At 37.7% G+C, this 17,359-nt stretch carries 14 protein-coding genes and 3 pseudogenes; 7 read left to right on the top strand and 10 right to left on the bottom strand.

What is annotated here, in order from left to right; all coding sequences use genetic code 11:
• Positions 1–265: 265 nt before the first annotated feature.
• From ACWIUO_RS10190 to ACWIUO_RS10200, 3 genes are all read right to left on the bottom strand, one after another.
• Entirely contained in the window at positions 266–1,456 is a 1,191-nt protein-coding gene (locus ACWIUO_RS10190; protein WP_454177789.1) for a glutathionylspermidine synthase family protein, read from the bottom strand.
• Between the two features lie 139 nt (positions 1,457–1,595).
• Complete coding sequence (locus ACWIUO_RS10195; RefSeq protein ID WP_454177790.1) at positions 1,596–2,465, bottom strand: hypothetical protein; 870 nt, start codon at positions 2,463–2,465, stop codon at positions 1,596–1,598.
• Positions 2,466–2,637: 172 nt separating this feature from the next.
• Positions 2,638–4,023 carry a nucleotide-binding protein gene (locus ACWIUO_RS10200; RefSeq protein WP_454177791.1) on the bottom strand — a complete coding sequence of 462 codons (1,386 nt, stop codon included), beginning with the start codon at positions 4,021–4,023 and terminating at the stop codon, positions 2,638–2,640.
• Positions 4,024–4,283: 260 nt separating this feature from the next.
• On the opposite strand from ACWIUO_RS10200, the gene ilvN reads away from it, so the two are divergent.
• Positions 4,284–4,754: an acetolactate synthase small subunit gene (gene ilvN / locus ACWIUO_RS10205; protein WP_454177792.1), complete on the top strand. Its 471-nt coding sequence runs from the start codon at positions 4,284–4,286 to the stop codon at positions 4,752–4,754.
• 513 nt (positions 4,755–5,267) lie between these two features.
• On the opposite strand, the gene ACWIUO_RS10210 is transcribed toward ilvN, so the two are convergent.
• The 4 genes and pseudogenes from ACWIUO_RS10210 to ACWIUO_RS10225 all read right to left on the bottom strand — a co-directional run bounded on the left by ACWIUO_RS10210 (position 5,268) and on the right by ACWIUO_RS10225 (position 11,127).
• Positions 5,268–7,082: a flagellar hook-basal body complex protein gene (locus tag ACWIUO_RS10210; protein WP_454177793.1), complete on the bottom strand. Its 1,815-nt coding sequence runs from the start codon at positions 7,080–7,082 to the stop codon at positions 5,268–5,270.
• A gap of 117 nt (positions 7,083–7,199) precedes the next feature.
• Positions 7,200–8,009: pseudogene (gene flgD, locus ACWIUO_RS10215) on the bottom strand (flagellar hook assembly protein FlgD); the annotation flags it as partial.
• A gap of 110 nt (positions 8,010–8,119) precedes the next feature.
• The gene (gene fliK / locus ACWIUO_RS10220) at positions 8,120–10,534 is read right to left on the bottom strand and encodes a flagellar hook-length control protein FliK (protein WP_454177794.1); all 2,415 of its coding nucleotides are present in this window, start codon (positions 10,532–10,534) and stop codon (positions 8,120–8,122) included.
• Positions 10,535–10,695: 161 nt separating this feature from the next.
• Positions 10,696–11,127, bottom strand: coding sequence for a hypothetical protein (locus tag ACWIUO_RS10225; RefSeq protein WP_454177795.1), 432 nt, complete (start codon positions 11,125–11,127; stop codon positions 10,696–10,698).
• A gap of 469 nt (positions 11,128–11,596) precedes the next feature.
• On the opposite strand from ACWIUO_RS10225, the pseudogene ACWIUO_RS10230 reads away from it, so the two are divergent.
• From ACWIUO_RS10230 to rpsR, 6 genes and pseudogenes are all read left to right on the top strand, one after another.
• A pseudogene (locus ACWIUO_RS10230) lies at positions 11,597–12,097 on the top strand (hypothetical protein); the annotation flags it as partial.
• Between the two features lie 120 nt (positions 12,098–12,217).
• Entirely contained in the window at positions 12,218–12,565 is a 348-nt protein-coding gene (locus ACWIUO_RS10235; RefSeq protein ID WP_454177826.1) for an MqnA/MqnD/SBP family protein, read from the top strand.
• A 24-nt stretch (positions 12,566–12,589) separates the two neighbouring features.
• On the top strand, positions 12,590–13,591 hold the full coding sequence (gene holA / locus ACWIUO_RS10240) for a DNA polymerase III subunit delta (RefSeq protein WP_454177796.1): 1,002 nt from the start codon (positions 12,590–12,592) through the stop codon (positions 13,589–13,591).
• Between the two features lie 163 nt (positions 13,592–13,754).
• Positions 13,755–14,100 (top strand): annotated as a pseudogene (gene rpsF / locus ACWIUO_RS10245) (30S ribosomal protein S6); the annotation flags it as partial.
• A gap of 220 nt (positions 14,101–14,320) precedes the next feature.
• Positions 14,321–14,899: a single-stranded DNA-binding protein gene (locus tag ACWIUO_RS10250; protein WP_454177797.1), complete on the top strand. Its 579-nt coding sequence runs from the start codon at positions 14,321–14,323 to the stop codon at positions 14,897–14,899.
• 15 nt (positions 14,900–14,914) lie between these two features.
• Positions 14,915–15,166, top strand: coding sequence for a 30S ribosomal protein S18 (rpsR, locus tag ACWIUO_RS10255; RefSeq protein WP_454173708.1), 252 nt, complete (start codon positions 14,915–14,917; stop codon positions 15,164–15,166).
• A 287-nt stretch (positions 15,167–15,453) separates the two neighbouring features.
• Here the strand turns inward: rpsR and ACWIUO_RS10260 are convergent, their stop codons facing one another.
• The 3 genes from ACWIUO_RS10260 to ACWIUO_RS10270 all read right to left on the bottom strand — a co-directional run bounded on the left by ACWIUO_RS10260 (position 15,454) and on the right by ACWIUO_RS10270 (position 17,330).
• Positions 15,454–16,443, bottom strand: coding sequence for a hypothetical protein (locus ACWIUO_RS10260; RefSeq protein ID WP_454177798.1), 990 nt, complete (start codon positions 16,441–16,443; stop codon positions 15,454–15,456).
• 43 nt (positions 16,444–16,486) lie between these two features.
• Complete coding sequence (locus tag ACWIUO_RS10265) at positions 16,487–16,849, bottom strand: hypothetical protein (RefSeq protein ID WP_454177799.1); 363 nt, start codon at positions 16,847–16,849, stop codon at positions 16,487–16,489.
• 331 nt (positions 16,850–17,180) lie between these two features.
• Positions 17,181–17,330, bottom strand: coding sequence for a hypothetical protein (locus ACWIUO_RS10270; RefSeq protein WP_454177800.1), 150 nt, complete (start codon positions 17,328–17,330; stop codon positions 17,181–17,183).
• Between the last annotated feature and the right edge of the window lie 29 nt (positions 17,331–17,359).

Below are 17,359 nucleotides of genomic sequence, written 5' to 3' on the forward strand. Positions count from 1 at the left end.
AAAAGAGTTTAAGAATCTCTCTTGTTTTTGCCTCACTAATTCTTGAACGAATTATATACTTGTTTTTCATCGTGTACATCATAACTTAAGATTCTTTTATGTAAGTTTAAGTTAAAGAGAACCAAATAAAAACACTCATAAAAGCATTCATTGCAAAAAAAAAGCGAAAAAATCCTCTCCCCTCACTTTTTGTCGCTATCCAAATAACAACAAATAAAAACAAATAACAACAAAAATGACAAAACAAACTACACGACAACAAAACCTACACGATTCTATGACTTACAAATTTTGAATAATTATCCAAAATCAGCCCATCTTTGCCACTTTTGGCACTTTTGCGAAATCCTAGCCCGCAAGACTCATACGCAAAAAACACATTTGGCTGGTAGTAAAATCCATTATGTTCATTTAGCTCGCAAAACTCCTGATACACGGGTTTGAAGTTGCCATATTCGCCTAGATTTTGCGCGATAATCGCCCCATTTGAATCAATGATTTCTATCCCCCCGCCCTCTCTGCCAAAGCTCGCTTTTTTGACTTGCTTTGTATGGTTTAGCGGTTCAAAGCTAGCGGGCAAAAGCAAGCGATGATTTGGAAACAAATCCCACAAAATCTTTAACATTCGCTTGCTTTGAAAAAGCAGCGTATAGGCGGGATTTAGGAAAATCCCCGCTTTATTTTGCATTATCCCGCGCATAAGCAGGGCTAGCTCTGGCTCATCAATAGCGATAGATTCCCACGGAAGCAGCTTAAATAAAAATTCATAATTTTCATCGTTAAAAAACACCCCCTCACTCTCGCTAAATTTCACCTCATCAATGTAGCCAAAATTGGTAGCAAATCCCGCGCCTTGTGCGATTTCTTGCAAAAATTTTGTCGTTTTTTCTTCTTCTGCGTTGCCTTTTATGCTTGCAAAGAGGATTTTCCACCCCTCATAGATTTCGCCAAATCTAGCCGTATCTTCGCCTAGTGTAATGATTCGCTTAAAATTTTCTCCCAAAGCCTCATAAATGTTGTTAAATTGTGCATTTTCATCATAGCCATTTGCTTTTAGCATAGCCCACGCGATTACGGAGCTTTCATACAGCAGGGTTGGCGTATCAGCGTTAAATTCTAGCAGTTTTATAGGCTTGCCATCTAGCCCACCGCTAAAATCAAACCTCCCATACAAATGCCAATGCACATCCTCTTCCCAGCTTTGCTCTATCATAGGGATTAGCGCGTTTGGTATATCTAGCTCAAAATATAGATTTTCATTTATGACATATTCTGCCGCTTCACAAAACATATCATACAGCTCATTTCCAGCCTCATAAAATGCCTCGCTTTGTTCTTCGCTTATTTCTACCATTTCAGGCTCGATATATGGCGTGCTATCCGCATCGGTATGCCACGATAATCCTAGCTTTTCTAAATCTTGATTTGTGATTGGATTTAGCGGAGTTACTTGCATTTGGTGTCCTTTTTTATGGGATTTTTGTTTTAAGATTTTGCATTATATCTTAAAATCTTGTTGTTTTTTTATGCTTCGCAAAACTCATTTATCCGTATTTTATATGCTGTTTTTGTGCGATTGGCACAATGTTTTAGTGTTATTTTTCTATGTTTTTATCGTTTGTGTTTTTAAGTGTGTTTTTAAGATTTTTTGGTAGCAAGTTTTTGGCGAAGTTTGTGTATTCTTTTAGCTTTTGATTGTGTGTAGCCATTTTTGAGACCACGATTGCCAAACTCTCTTTGCATTTTTGCAGATTGTTTTGGCAAATGCCATCATCTATGGCTTTTTGTGCAGTTTCTAGGGCTATTTTGCGCGACTTATTATAGGCTTCAAATGTTTGCAATAGGTTGTCAAATTTTTGTTGCAAATCTTGATTGTTTTGCTGTGTTGTCATTTCGTGCAAATATTGCGCGTATCTACCTAAATTATCCATTATTTCAGCCTCTTTTACAAAATGTAAAAATTCTTTGGATTTTGCAAACAATAAACTATATGTAACCATAAACATTTTCTCCAAATCACTATTTTGCTTGTTAGGATTTTGTTGGAGTAGATTTTCTGCGATTTGTATGTATTTTTTTAGGTTTTGATTGTGTTTGTGCATTTTTTCTATCAAGTTTGCTAGAGAGTTTTTGCATTCTTGTAGATTGTTTTGGCAAATGCCATCATTTATAGCTTTTTTTGCTAATTTAAAAGCATTTATTTTTTCTGTTTTATAAGCCTTATAAGTTTGAGAAATGTTGTTTAACGCCTCTTGTATTTGGCTATCGTTGGCACAATATTTGTCCGTATCTATGACTAAATCCTCCGCTTTTTTCGCCACTTCAAACAATGCTTCATTTTGTTTGCTAAACTGCAAAAATATTTCCGTGCGTCCTAGCAACGAATAATATAAATCAATAAATTCCTCATAATAGCTTGTGTCATCTAAATCAATATCGTTATCCGTATAATCACTTGTTGCCATAAGCTTCCTTTGTGTTAATCTGCGTTAAAATGAGGACGCATTATAACACTATTTGGAAACACGGATTTTGCGCACTTTCAAGCGTGTTTTATTTACTTTTCTAAAAAAATCAACTTAACGCAACAAAAAATCAAACAATACTAAATTTTACAAAATCTAGCACGCATAAAATCTAGCGCATTTGTTTTGCCTGCTTCATCTGCCCCATAAGCCCCATTAGCTCTTGCATTCCGCCTTTTGCGCTAAATCGCTTTGCCATTTTTGCAGCATTGTCAAACTGCTTTATTATGCGGTTTATATCTGCGACTTCTAGCCCCGCACCTTGCGCGATTCTCTTGCGTCTAGAGCCATTTAGTAGCCCCACATCTGCCCTCTCTTTTTTTGTCATAGAATCCACCATTGCGCGGATATTTTTGATTTCTTTTGAATTGTCTAAATCAATGTTTTTTAGCCCCCCTGCGACTTGAGATAGTCCGGGTATCATCGAGACTAGCGAGCTCATCGAGCCTAGTTTTTTGACATTTTCGATTTGGGAGAGAAAATCCTCAAGCCCAAACTGCCCTTTTTTTAGCTTTTTGGTGATGTCTTTTGCCTCTTTTTCATCAATCACAGTGGCGGTTTTTTCAGCTAGGGAGATAATATCTCCCGCGCCCATAAGCCTAGATACGATTCTATCTGGCATCGCTATGTCTAAATCGGGGATTTTTTCTCCATTGCCGATAAATCTAAGCGGGATTTGGAGTTGATAAGCGATATTTAGGGCGATTCCGCCTTTTGAGTCGCTATCAAATTTACTCAAAATCACGCCACTTAAAGCGACTTTTTTGTGAAATGCCTCCGCACTGCGCAAGCCATCTTGCCCGCTTAGAGAATCTGCGACATAAAACACCTCATTAGGCAAAATCGCTTTTTTGACTTCCTCTAGCTCATTCATTAGATTTTCATCGATTGCTAGCCTGCCCGCACTATCGACTATCATCACATCAAATCCCCCCTGCAAAGCGCGCTCTTTTGCCTTTTTTGCCACCATTTGTGGCGTTATGTTTTCATAAGTTTTTGGGCTAGATTCCACACCTTGCGTGGCAAGATTTTCGGGGCTAAAAACCTCCACTTCGATTTGCTCTCCTAAAATCTTTAGCTGGCTAACTGCTGCAAGCCGTGCCAAATCACACGCCACAAGTAGCACTTTTTTATTGCGAGTTTTTAGGTAGTTTGCTAGCTTTGTGCTAGTAGTTGTTTTGCCACTGCCTTGCAAGCCACACATTAGCACGATTGTAGGTGGGCGTGGCGCATACACAAATCCATAATTTCCGCTCGTAGTCAAAATCTCATTTAGCCCCTCACTCATCGCGTCCAAAAAACTTTGCTTGCCTATGCCTTTTTGCTTGGTTTTTAATGAAATAGATTCTAGCAGGGCTTTTGTTACTTTGTGATGGACATCGTTTTTTAGTAGCACCTTTTTTAGCTCATCTAGGGCGCGATTTAGGGCTTTTTCATCATCATTAAAGCGGATTTTAGAAGCGATAGATTTAAAAGAAGCACTCAAAGCATCAAACATTTTTTTCTCCTTAATTTATGCAGGTTTTTACAAAATCTAAACACAAAATCTAAATACAAACAGCGCAGATTTTATAAGCGCAAAAATCCTAAAATTGTAATATATTTTGTTTAAATTTTTATTAGACTTATACATAGCTTTGCATAGATTTTTGGATTTGCATAGATTTTTGCGGATTTTGCGCTAAAATAAGCGTTTGAAAATTTTGTATTTTTACTAGCAAGGCAAGACAAAATCAAAACAACATAAAGGGCAAAAGAATGCAGGCAAGAAAAATCATAAGCGTAACCGTAGTAAATGAACACAGCGTCTTAGCGCGTGTATCTGGGCTTTTTGCAGGGAGAGGGTATAATATCGAATCCCTAACCGTAGCCCCTATCCCAAATACAGATTTATCTCGTATCACTATCGCCACGGAGGGGGATTCTCGCGTGCTAGAGCAAATCATAAAACAACTTCACAAACTTATCCCCGTGCTAAAAGTAAGCGATGATGATGATTTGCTAGAGAAAGAAACCGCGCTTATCAAAGTGGGGATTGAAGAGGATTTGGCAGGCATAGAGGCATTAGCCCGCGCTTATAATGGCAAAATCGCTAACGCCAATGAAAAATACATAATCATCGTAGCCACCGAAAAACCCCACCGCATAACAAGCCTAATCAAAGCCCTAAGCAAATTTAAACCAAAAGAGGTTTTGCGTAGTGGCGTAATCGCTATGGAGCGATATTAGATTTTTTGCAATTTTTTTGCAAAATCTATTTTTAAAAAAAAACTAATTTTTAAATAAGCACCAAATATCACGCTAAAATCTAACGCAAAAACTCGCATAGCATAAAATCTCACGCAGATAATTTCAAAATCTCAAACCAAATCTAACACAAAAATCTAGCAGAAGTAAATTTAACATTTTATAAACCACATTTGTCATACTAAACGCAAGCGAAGTATCTTTAAAAACCTAGATTGCTATGCAAGTATTATGATAGTTTGCAATGGCGGATTTTTTTTTTTTTGTCATATTGAGTGTTTGGCAAAATCATTATATGTGAGTTTTTGGATTTTGAGATACTTCGGGTTTATGGGGTTAAGTATGACAAACAATAAGACATAAAAAAAGCAAAAAACTAAAAAAACTAAAAAAAAACTCAAAAACGCAAAAAAAGCAACAAACAAATAAAAGCAACAAAAAAAAACGCAACAAACAAACCAAAAAATTACAAGAAAAAAATAACACAAAAAAGTGTTATTTTTTTAGTGCGATTGCTTCTTTGATTAAATCATCGCCTGTGGTAAATGCTTTGGCATTCATCGAATATCCGCGCTGAAATAAGATAAGATTTGTTAGTGAGTTTCCCACATCGACATTGCTTGTTTCTAAATATTTGTGTTTTATTTGCCCAAATTTTAGATTCCCATTTTCGCCCCAGCCTAAAATTGGATTGCCACTTAGGGTGCGCGTCTGCCCATTTAGCGTATTTGTGCTCATCATATAGACATTATCGCCTAGCTTTTTTAGCCCTTGGTCATTGATAAAAGACACGATACCTATGCGTCCCATAGGCTCTGTGATACCATTGCTAAATGCTAAAAATATGATTCCATTATCATCGATTCGCACTTCTTTTAGCAGTCCCTCTGCCTTGCCATCTTGGCTTATTTCTAGTATCCTAGAATCCTCATAGGGGAGGTTTCTCGTGGTGTATTTATCGCTTCCTATTATAGAATAGCTCACTTTGCTATCTTTAAAATCTAGCTCCATTTGTGCAGATTGTGGCTTGCCATCATTATCAAAAACCAATTCTTGTTCGATTGCATTTGGGCTTATCATTAGCTCGCCACTATAATCATATATCGCGCTTTTTACAAACCACCGCTGATTTGTCGTGTTGCCATCTTTGATTTCGCCAGAATCCACTAGATAATAATCACTTTTTAGCAAAAACTTTTTGCCACTATCATCAAAAATATCTACCGAAGTAGAATAAGTAGCGATTTTGACATCTTTTGATAGGATTTGGGCATTTGGGGAGAGGGGGATTTGTGCGCTATTTATGCCTATTTTGTTGGATAATGCACCACCTATAGTTACTTCTACTTCTCCATCGCTTCCATTTTGCAGGGCAAATGCTAGGCTATTTCTAGCTCCCATTGTTGGCACAAATGTTAGCCCGACTTTTTCAAAAAGCGTGGCTAAATCGCCTAAGGTGTGAAATTCATTTGCGTCTATTCCGCCTGTGCCATAGACAAATTTCAATGTTTTAGCTTGGGATTCTAACACTTCTCCAGCCTCGTTTTTGGGTGCAACAGTTACGATAATATCCCTAAACCCTCTTGGGTCAAACGCGATAGAATCCTCATCGCTAAAGCTAGCCACATCTTGGGCTAGGACGCGCTGTGTGTCTACCACGCCATTTGGCAACAAAAATTCAGTCGCGGATTTAAAATTTGATTTTGGATTTAGATTTACAGATAAATCAACTTTTGAAGTATTGATAGGCTGAAAATGCAACTCTTGGGGGATTCTAAGAGGTTGCATTTTATTGGTGGTTAGCTTTGCCATATCCGCGTCCATATCATTGGTGGAGTTGAAAATATCCTCGCTGACTTTGTCTAAATTTACGCCATAGACATACTGCCCGCTTGTATTTACGATATATCCATCTGCATCGCGCAAAAATCCGCCATTGCGCGTAAAAAGCGTGGTTTGCTCCGCTTCATATCCATCTTCGCTCACTTCAAAGCTACCATCTTGCTTTGGTGCGACTACAAACCAGCCTTTGCCCATATACGCCACATCAAATTGCCCATCGCTTGCGTGATAGTTGCCATCTTTGGTAGAAATCGCATTGCTAGCACTTGTCGCGCCATAGGAGCGGTCGTTGTTGGTTATGGTGTTTGCATTTAGGTGGTCCATATTCATCGCAAAAAGTGTTTTAAATTCAGGGACATTTTCTTTGAAACCATTTGTATTGACATTTGCGATATTGTTTGAGACAGAATCAAGCCCAAATTGGTGGGTTTTCATACCGCTATATGAGTTTAAAATCGTATCATTCATTGTGTTTCCTTCACGCTTCTTGCTATTTGATTTTTGCTACTTAGTTTTGCTACTCGATTTTGTGGATTTTAAAGCTATCAAATCGCTACAAAATCATTGCATAGCCGCCTCTTTGTCATAAAATTCTAATGCCGCGCTTAATGGCAAAATCAGCTCTCCCATACGAATGAGTGGCTTGCCTTTGTCAAAAAGCACGCTTTGGATTTCGCCCCTGCCTATGCGGGTTATGAGGTATTGATTTGTCTTTGGGTCTAGGTTGTATTCTGCGGATACGGAGTATGAGCCTGCGGGGAGTTGCTCGCCTTTTTCATTTAGCCCGTCCCAGACAAAATCCAAATATCCCCCCTCGCCATTTCTATCTTTTAGCGAAATGGTTCGCACTAGCTCTTTTGCTTCGTTAAAAACTTGCACCACAGGCAAACCCTTGCTCGCATCGATAGCCCTATCAAAATAAAGGCTAAAATGGATTTTGCCATCACCTTTGTAATTTACCCCGCTTACATCGGTTTCTGCGATTTTGCCTACCATTGAGATGGATTGAAACGCGCTAGATTGGCTCATTTGCTCGGTGGCTTCTTTGCTAGATTCTATGCCCGTGCCTAGCTTTTCCATCGTGTCTTTTAGGCTCGCTTGAAACTCTTTAAATTCTTTATTTGTTTCTTGCATAATTTTCATAGATTCCACCATTTCTTTCATCGCTTTTTTGTTTTCCTCTTGCATTTCTACTTGCGTGAGTTGGGCAGTTTGAGTGATGATTTTGTCTGTTTCCATAGGCGCGGTTGGGTCTTGGTTTTTTAGCTGCTCTAAAAACAGCTTCATAAACGCATCTTTATCCAAACCATTAGCGATTTTTGGTGCGCTATCTTTTGCGCGTTTTTCCTCTAATGCCTTTGTAGCTCCCGTTACCTCTGCTAGATTTATTGCCATTTTTTCTCCTTACTTGTTTGCAACTTATGATTTTAGATTTTGTTTTATTTCACGCATTTATCGCTTTTATCACTTTTTTAGGCATACCTTGTTTAAGCATATCTTGGTTTTTAAGCATATCTTGGCAAAGTGATTTCCATTTGCGTGATTTGAGAATCTAGCGGATTTGTGGTGCTAGAATCTGCTAGATTTTGCCTATTTTCGCCGTTATTGTCGCTATTTTGCTCTCCATTATTTGAGTTGCTACCATTGCCACTATTTCCGCCATTGCTAGAAAAGCTCAAATCCACTCCCTCAAATCCCGCATTTAGCAAGTTTTGTCGCAAATCATTATGATTTTGCGCAAATAGTTGCAATGCTTGGGGGTTTGAAACCACGCTAATATGCAGGCTATTGCCCCTTTGGGTGATAGTAAGCTCGATATTGCCTAGCTCTTTTGGGGATAGCTCCATAGATATTTGTCTCATCGGCGGTTTAAATCGCTTGATTTCTTGCTCAAATTGCTGGACAAATGAACTAAGGGCTTCTCTTGGATTTATATTGCTTGTGCGCGAATCTGCTTTTAGCGCGCTAGTGCTAGAAGCAGTGCTTGCTAGCGTTTTTGCCTCATTTTTAGATTCTGCTTTTGACTCGGTGGATTCTTGCTTTTGGGCTTGTTTTGCTATTGCAGTTTCATTTAGATTTTGGGCATTTTGCTCTAGCTCATTTTGGGCAAATGCTGGCATAGATTGTGCCTTATCTGCGCTAGATTCTAGCGTGGTGGCATTTAGTGGCTCGCCTGTGATTTTGCTAGGATTTTTTGCATTGTCGCTTTGTGTTTTTGCCTCTTTTGATTCTCTAGTTTCTTTATTTTTTGAGCCATTTTTATTGTTAGAATCCCCATTTAGTTGCTTGGAGCTAAGAGCCGTGCTAGCTACCGCACTAAGATTAGTTGGGCTAGTGTTTTGAGAGGCTAGATTTGGCTTTGTGGTGGCTTTTGGGGCGATTTTTAGCGGATTTGGATTTTGGGTTTTGTCATCAAAAAGTTCATTTTCAAGTTTGCTTAGCTCTAGCTCGATTTGAGAGAGATTTAGCTCTTTGCCCGCAAGCAAATCTTTTTGTATTTGCTCAAAGATTTTTTCTTGTCGCTCGTTTTTGATTCGTTGGGCAGTTATGGATTTTGGCAGGCTTTTGCTTCGCTCTATCACAGCGATTTTGTCCTCGCCATTTTGGATATATTTTGTCTTGCTAGTGTTTGTTTGCATAGCCCTGCGTTTTTGGGCGTTTCGTGCGTCAAAAGATTCTAGCAAGTCAAATATCGGGCGCAATTCCTCTGCATTCTCGCTATCAAAGTAAGTTTTTATGCCATTTGTTTGGTTGCTTGCATTGCTAGCGTTACTTTTATTTGCGCTAGATTTTGCTTTTAGATTTTTGGTGGCAAAAGTTTCCTCTTCTTCCTCTTTGTAGCTTAGTTTGCTAGGATTTAGCCCGAGTTCTTTTGCCTTGTTTGCGACATTTTCTAGGGTAGGATTTTGACTATTTAGCGGAGTTTGCAAGGATTTTGGATTTTGCCCTTGTGCGTTTGGCTGCATATTTGATTGCGTGCTTGCCTGTGCGTTTGTAGAGGCTAGATTTTGCGCATTGCCAAAAGGGCTTACAAAATCTAGCTCATCAGCGTTATCATCATTTTTAGTTACTAATGGCTCTTGTGCGTTTTTTATGGCACTTGTTTTTGTATCTGCGTTTGACTCGGCTTTATCGTCTTGTTGATTTTGCATTATTTTGGATAAAAAAGTCTCTTTTTGCTCTTTTTGTTTTGCCATTTGGTTTAAATCTTTTTTGATAGATTCTTTGCCTAGATTTTGGCTTTGAAGTAGGGTTTTGGCGTTCGTATCCTTTTCATTTGGCAAAAAATCCTCCTCGCTAACCTCGCTAATATTGTCAAACTCACTAGATTTTGGCAATGCTTTGCTAGCGTTGTTTGAGAGAGAATTTAGCGTATTTGCTAGCGTTTTTGGATTTGTTTTGCCATTTGATTCTAGCGCGTTTTTGGGGTCAATCTTTTCTTGCAAAAGAGCATTTTTAGCAAGGCTATTTGCGCTATTTTTTTTATCCGCCATAAAAGATTCTAGCCCATCTGTGTTGGCGATTTTGGAGGGATTTGATAGCGTATTTTTTTGCAATGCTTTTTGTAGTTCGTCTTGCTCAAAAATGTCAAAATTAGCGTTGTTTGCGATATTTTTATGATTTTTAGTGGCGTTTTTGTGGGCTAGGGGGTTTGCACTGCCTAAAATGCTTTTTTCTTGTTTATCGTGGAGGCTTTGCGTAGGATTTTTTGCATTTGTAGGATTTTGCGTTGCGGGCGTATCTTTTGGGTTAGATTTTTGATTTTGGATAGATTTTTGCAATGCGGTTTTAAAATCAACTTCATTTGATTGATTTTGCGGTTGATTTTGTTGCGCTACATTTTTGGCTTGGGTTATGCTAGATTGCGCTTCAAAAGGGGCTTTTTTGACTGCTTGGAAATTGCTAACTTGCTCTAACACTTGCTTATCCTTAATAAAAAATTTTGCAATTTTGCAATAAATTTAGAGGGAAAATCAGCGTTAAAAAAGCAAAAGAAGTTCCAAAAATGCTAAAAAACAAACACTAAAATTTTATCAAAAGGCTTATAAGGTTTGATTTAGATTTTTTACCAAATAAAAATCTAAAATCCCGCGCTAATATCGCTAGAATCTATGCTTTTGTTTAAGATTTCTTGGGATTTTTTGATTGCTTCTAGTCTTTGTGCTTGAGTGATTTCGTTATTTGGAGTTTGTGGGGAGGTAGGAGTTTTGGGAGGATTTTGGGTAGATTGTTGGGGATTTTGTGGTGCATTTTTTGCGGGCTGTTTTGCTTTGTTTTGGTTTGTGGGGCGCACACCCGCTGGCATTTTGACAAACACATCTTCATAGTTTTTGCCACCTTTTCTAAATCGCACATACACATCGCCACTTTGGGTATTAAACAGATATGTATCTACGCCATCGCTAAACATCTGCCACTCTGCAAACGCTGGGGTGGCACATAGCACCATAAGCAAAAAAATCTTGCCATTAAGCCGTTTGATTTTATCCATAAGCATACAAATATACGACATAAATGCCCTTTTATGTGGAATTATGCGGAAGTGAAAACTTTGCAAACAAATATGACTAAACATAAAATCAACAAGTTTTGTTAAAAACATTTTTCGTTGATTTTGATTTTATTTGATTTTATTTTGCTTGCTTAAAAGCAAAATTTTAGCATAAAAAATAAAAACAAAGTTTTAGATAAATATTTTTAGCTTTTATGCTTTTTGTAGCGTGGCATTGTGGCGTGGCAAAATCCACAAACTCCGCGCTATCCTTCGCGCTATCCTAGCTCAAAGTCGATACAAAACTACTGCTACTTAAATCTAAGATTTGACAAACGATAACCACTTATAAGCCATTTCAATGGTATAATGCCCCTTGCAAAAATCCATACAAGCAAATGCCGACAAAATCGCGCTAGCAAGCCATCATCACACTTGCAAGCAAGACAAAATCTAAAACAAAACCAAAATCCCAAAACAAAGATAAAAAATGCGCTTTGGAAAGATTGAATTTCTTAATCTACTACCTTTTGATATGTTTATCAAATCTTATCCCCTGCCATCTCGCTTCAAACAAAGCCTTTTTGCCAAAAGCTCCTACCCCGCCAAGCTAAATCAATCATTTTTGTTTAATCGAATCGATGCGGGGTTTATCTCATCTATCGCAGGCGTAGAATCCCATCGCAAACTAAATGGCAAATACGCCACCAAAAGCGGTATCATCGCAAAAGGCGCGGTTTGGAGTGTGCTAGTGCGACACGCTTCACCAAAAGCAGATTTTCAATCCGATACTTCAAACGCCCTAAGCAAAGTGCTAGACATAAAAGGCGAGGTTCTTATCGGTGATAAGGCACTTTTGTGGCTGTATAAAAATTTTTATCAAAATCCACCAAATTCACAAAAATTGCCAAGTTTGCAAAATTCGCAAAAACCGCAAAATCCGCAACATTTACAAAATCTACAAACAAAACAGGATTTTACAAAAAAAGATTCCAAACCAAAATCTAAAATCTCACAACAATGCCTATCAAAATCCACTCACACAAACCCCACTAAAACCACCCCCGCTCACACAAACCAAACCCGCACAAACCCCGCAAGCTACACGGATATGGGCAAAAAATGGTTTGAAAAAACAAGATTGCCTTTTGTATTTGGCAGGCTATGCTGTGCCAAAAAATACGCAAAATTTTATGCAAAAATCTCACACTCTTTTAATGCTTCACACAATGCCTATCACAATGCCACTCACGCAAAGATTCCGCATTTTTGGCTTGTGAAACAATCTAAAAAAATTGGGATTCCACCTTCTTTTGCCAAAGAATATTTAAAACATATTTATTATAAAATCGGCACAAAAGAGCATTTAGGGATTTTGCGGTTTTTTCGCTCATTACGACTTTTGGGCATAAAACCACCCACAAGAAACTATAAAAAAGCACAAAAACACAAAAAATAAACATACAAAAGGACGCAAGACATAATGTATAAAAAAGATTTTGATACCTACCTTGCCTCTCGCACGCCCAAAGCCGCGCTTTTATACGGAGAGAGTGATTTTTTGATACAAACATATTCCAAAAAAATCACAAACGCACTAGGCGTAACCCCAGAGGTGTTTTATTATGCGGATTATAGTTTGGATTCTGTGATGAATATTTTGAGTCAAAGTAGTCTTTTTGGCGATGCGCAAGTGGTGGTGCTAAAGCTAGATAAAAAGCTAGATTCTAAGCATATCACGCCAATCACAAACGCGCTAAAAAATAATCAAAATGCCGCGATTGTCATAGAATTTTATCAAGCAGAAAATAAATCTAGCGCGCAATATGCTAGAGACTTCAAAGCCTTTGCCACAAGCCTACACACGCAATCTAACGGCTTAAGTGGCGTGGTAGATGTGAGATTTTTTGCACCAAATGCAAGGGAGTGTTTGGAGTTTTTACGAGAGAGGGCAAATGCGCTAAAAATCCTAATAAATAACCAAAATCTACAAAGCCTGCTTGAAATGCACAACAACGACATTGCCCTAGCGTGTGCGGAACTAAGCAAGTTTAATATCATCGATGGGGAGGTAAGTAGGCAAGATATTGAGCTTTTGTGCTATGGGCTAGGGAGTGTTGGGATTGAGGAGTTATTAGAGAGGATTTTTAGCAAAAAATCGCCATTTTTGGTGCTAGAAAAAATGCTTGAGAGTGGGCTTGAGGAAATGGGGCTAATGCGTGATATGGAGGAATATTTTAATAAATTGTTTTTGTTTTTTGCGTATGCGCGGGCAAATGGCAAAATCGAGCCAAAAGAGATTTTGGGATATGCCCCACCAAATCTAATCGCTGATGAATACAAGCATAGATGCTTGAGAGTGGGCTCTGAAGAGGGGTATTTGGAAATTTTTAAGCTACTTGGACAATGGCGAAACGAACTAATGCGGGGCAAAAAAAGCATTTCTTTGCAAAGTTTAATCAAAATTCAAGCATTTATTCGCTAAAATCTGCGCTTTATTTTCCTTGCTCTATGCGTGCAGATACTTCTAAACCCTGATTTTAGGGGTTTTACTTTTAGTTTATTTTGGCTTTTTTGAGTCATTTTAGGCTTTTAGGTTTTTTGTAGAGGTTGCCAAAGCATAGGGCAAAAACCATAAGGAGACTTCAATGACTACGCAAAAACACTACGAGACAATGTTTATTGTCAAACCTACTCTTGTCGAGGACGAAATCAAACAAAAAATCGATTTCTACAAAGACGCGATTACCAAAAACGGAGGCAAAATACAAACTTGCCTAGATATGGGAATGCGAAATCTAGCCTACGAAATCAAAAAGCACCAACGCGGATATTACTTTGTGATTTACTTTGTCGCTAGCCCGAAAGCGATATTGGAGCTAGAGCGACTATATCGCATAAATGAGGATATTTTGCGATTTATCGTAATCAAATATGAAAGCAAAAAAGAACAAAAAGCGTGGCAAACCCTAATCGATAGGGCAGACAAAAAAGTAGAGCCCATCAAGCTAAGCCCACCGCGCACTAGAGAGGACAGAGGCTATGACAGAGGCAATAGACGCGCTGAAGCAAGCACGCTAGAGAGCACACAAGAGGGCGCAGATACAAGCGACACTAGCAATGTAGATTCTAACACCAAAAACGCAGAATCTAAAAATCCTAGCGATTCTGCGGATAGCTAGCGTGCGATAATGTCGTATTTGAAGGAATACAAATGTTTAACAGAGTAATTATCATAGGCAACCTAACCCGCGATGTCGAGCTAAAATATTTGCAGTCCTCATCTGCGCTAGCCACTTTTGGCATAGCTAGCAATAGACGCTACAATAAGCAAGATGGCTCAAAAGGGGAGGAAGTTTGTTTTGTAGATGTTACGCTATTTGGACGCACCGCAGAAGTGGCAAATCAATACTTGCGCAAAGGTAGCAAAGTCTTGGTAGAGGGGCGACTAGTCTATGACACTTGGACTGACCAAAATGGACAAAAACGCTCCAAACATTCTATCGTAGCAGAATCTATGAAAATGCTAGATACCAAAAATGCTAGCGGTGGCTATGAGAACAATAGCTATGATGATAGCTATGCTAGCCAATCAAATTCAAGCTATGGTGCTAGCAATAATGCCTACCAAAATAGCTCAAACTACGGAAATAGCGCGGGTGCAAATAACGCAGGCTATGGAAACTACGGAGCGCAAAATCAAACGGCGCAAAACCCCCAAAACTACCAAAGACAGCCAAGCGAGCAAAATATCCCAAGCATCGACATCGATGATGATGACATACCATTCTAACATAAGGAGAACCAAATGGAAAGAAAACGATACTCACGCAGATACTGCCGATACACAGAGGCAAAGATTGAATTTGTGGATTACAAAGATTTGGATTTGCTAAAGCATACACTAAGCGAACGCTACAAAATAATGCCAAGACGCCTAACGGGCAATAGCAAAAAATGGCAAGAACGCGTAGAAGTCGCTATCAAGCGCGCGCGACATATGGCACTTATCCCATATATCATCGACCACAAAAAAGTCGTAGAAAGCCCGTTTAAATAGAAGTTTTTTATAATGACGCCATCGCAATGAAGCAAAATCTGCGATACATTGCGTGGCGTTGATTTTACAAATACATTAAAAAACGCATTTTTTAGTAGCTATCCGCATATCAACAAAATTACCACCATTTTAGAATCGCTATTATGGTTTGGATTCTAAACTTTATTTGAGGATAAAATCTTTGCGATACCTTAGCTACAAAGCGCAAATCAAGCATTCAACATTGATAAAACTTGGATAAAACTTGGATAAAAATTGAATAAAAACTTGGATAAAAGTTTGTGCGATTACTTACCTAGCTTTGCTAATCGTTTTTCGATTTTTTTTAGCAGTCCTTCATATTTTCTAGCAAAAGATTTGTGCTTTACCACTTCTTCAAAAAATGCCTCTAACTCTTGCGCAGATTGCTCATACTCTTTTATCAGTTTTTCTAGCTCTATGATATAAGATTCTTTTTTCTTGTTGATTTGTGGGGCTACTTCTAATTGTTTTTCCATTTCTTGCAAAAATGCCCCATAAGCGACATTATCATATTCGATTTTGTGTTGATATTTTTCCTGTTCCGCGCTAGATTTTTGGATAATATTTATAGGTTCTGCTATGGATTTTTGGAAATGTTCATTAAGATTGTCTATTTGTTTGTCGTGCGCCTCAAGTTTATCAAATACTAGTTTTGCCTTATTGATTAGTGTCTCGTGCTTGGCTATAAAATTTTTTAGCTCAAGTTTTTCTTGTGATAGAAGTTTGGGATTATCAAGCATAGATTTTGCTTTCTGGCTTGATATTTTTAGTCTTGCAAAAATTGATTCTGCTTTCTTTAGTAGCTCCGACATATCATCAAATAACGCTTCTTTTGTGTCATATAAGTTTTTCACTTTTTGATTTAGTTGCCCACCATATTCTCCAAGTTCATTAAACCGCCTGCTTAGTGCGTTCCATTTCTCATTTAATGCAACTCTTTTAGCATATTCTGGGTCATTTCTTAGTCTTTCTAAATGTTCTTGTTGTCTAAATCGAGCTTGCTCTTGTTGCATTTGAAATATTTGCTGTTGAAATTGCATATCTTGCTGTTGCTGCAACTGCTGTTGTTGTAGATTTCGCTCGTGTTGGCGTTGTATTCCTTTCTCAAGTGTTTCACTAAAACTTGGTTGTTTTTGTATCGTTATGTTGTGATTATAAGTGTTGTTAAACCCAAACGATATATTCCCAAACGCATATAATACAAATAATACTGCTAGCCCATTTTTGCAAACGCTTTTTGCTGTAAGATTTTTCATTTTTGCTCCTTTGTTGTGTGTATTGTTGTTTATGCAATCTATTTTATGAGAATATAAAATCCAAAATAACCTTAACAATATCCGCTTTTGGTTCTTGCTTCATATTATAAATCCGTATTCCATAACACCCTTTGTTTTTGCCACTTGTAACAGGCGTGATTTTGGTGTTGAGGATTTTTTGTAGTTCTTTATACTTTGGAAGTAAGCAAATATCTTGCTTCATTTGAAAAATAATACTCCACATTTTAGCCATTTGATTTTCCTCTATCCACTTATTAGACGAATCAATCGCAACAACAATAATATATTCATTTGCATAACTAAAATCCTGCCTAGAATCCCAAGTCCTATCCATTGTCCCGCTATCATAGTTTGCAATCATTGATTCAAGTTGCTCTAATGTCATTTTTATAATCCTTTTTTTTGTAAAATTTTAAAAAAGCAATCCTACAAAAAAAAAAAAAAACAGATTTTAAATGTGGGGGTAAAAAATTGTGGGCAAAAAATATCTGTGGAATAGAAAATCGTGTTTGTTATGCTTAAAATTTGTTTGAAAAGTATATATTTTGTCATACTTACTTACTTAGGCTAAAAGACAAAAATTCTCTGCTATTTGTCATATTGAGTGTCAGCGAAATATCTCTGTTTTTTGTTGAGATTATTTTTTTGTTTTTGAGATATTTTGCCACACTTAATATAATTTTTTGGATATTGAGTTTTCTTACGAAAACTCAATATTATAATTTAAATATGCTGTTTAAGATATTTTGGGCTACACCATCAATATGACAATGTGTAGTCATTGCTAGAAATCGCACTTGAGCTACTTCGTGGCAATCTATGATATTGTTATACTGATGGTGCGAAGTATCCAAAGGTTTGTGCAAAATCTTACCATATTGCAAAGTAGCAATAT

It is taken from the genome of Helicobacter sp. T3_23-1056, from assembly GCF_053654535.1.

Coding starts and splice junctions, on each gene's coding strand:
- rpsR (WP_454173708.1), top strand. CDS start 14,915: ATGGAAAGAAAACGATACTCACGCAGATACTGCCGATACACAGAGGCA.
- ACWIUO_RS10190 (WP_454177789.1), bottom strand. CDS start 1,456: ATGCAAGTAACTCCGCTAAATCCAATCACAAATCAAGATTTAGAAAAG.
- ACWIUO_RS10225 (WP_454177795.1), bottom strand. CDS start 11,127: ATGTCGTATATTTGTATGCTTATGGATAAAATCAAACGGCTTAATGGC.
- ACWIUO_RS10260 (WP_454177798.1), bottom strand. CDS start 16,443: ATGAAAAATCTTACAGCAAAAAGCGTTTGCAAAAATGGGCTAGCAGTA.
- holA (WP_454177796.1), top strand. CDS start 12,590: ATGTATAAAAAAGATTTTGATACCTACCTTGCCTCTCGCACGCCCAAA.
- ACWIUO_RS10250 (WP_454177797.1), top strand. CDS start 14,321: ATGTTTAACAGAGTAATTATCATAGGCAACCTAACCCGCGATGTCGAG.
- ilvN (WP_454177792.1), top strand. CDS start 4,284: ATGCAGGCAAGAAAAATCATAAGCGTAACCGTAGTAAATGAACACAGC.
- ACWIUO_RS10195 (WP_454177790.1), bottom strand. CDS start 2,465: ATGGCAACAAGTGATTATACGGATAACGATATTGATTTAGATGACACA.
- ACWIUO_RS10210 (WP_454177793.1), bottom strand. CDS start 7,082: ATGAATGATACGATTTTAAACTCATATAGCGGTATGAAAACCCACCAA.
- ACWIUO_RS10235 (WP_454177826.1), top strand. CDS start 12,218: ATGGGCAAAAAATGGTTTGAAAAAACAAGATTGCCTTTTGTATTTGGC.
- ACWIUO_RS10265 (WP_454177799.1), bottom strand. CDS start 16,849: ATGACATTAGAGCAACTTGAATCAATGATTGCAAACTATGATAGCGGG.
- ACWIUO_RS10200 (WP_454177791.1), bottom strand. CDS start 4,023: ATGTTTGATGCTTTGAGTGCTTCTTTTAAATCTATCGCTTCTAAAATC.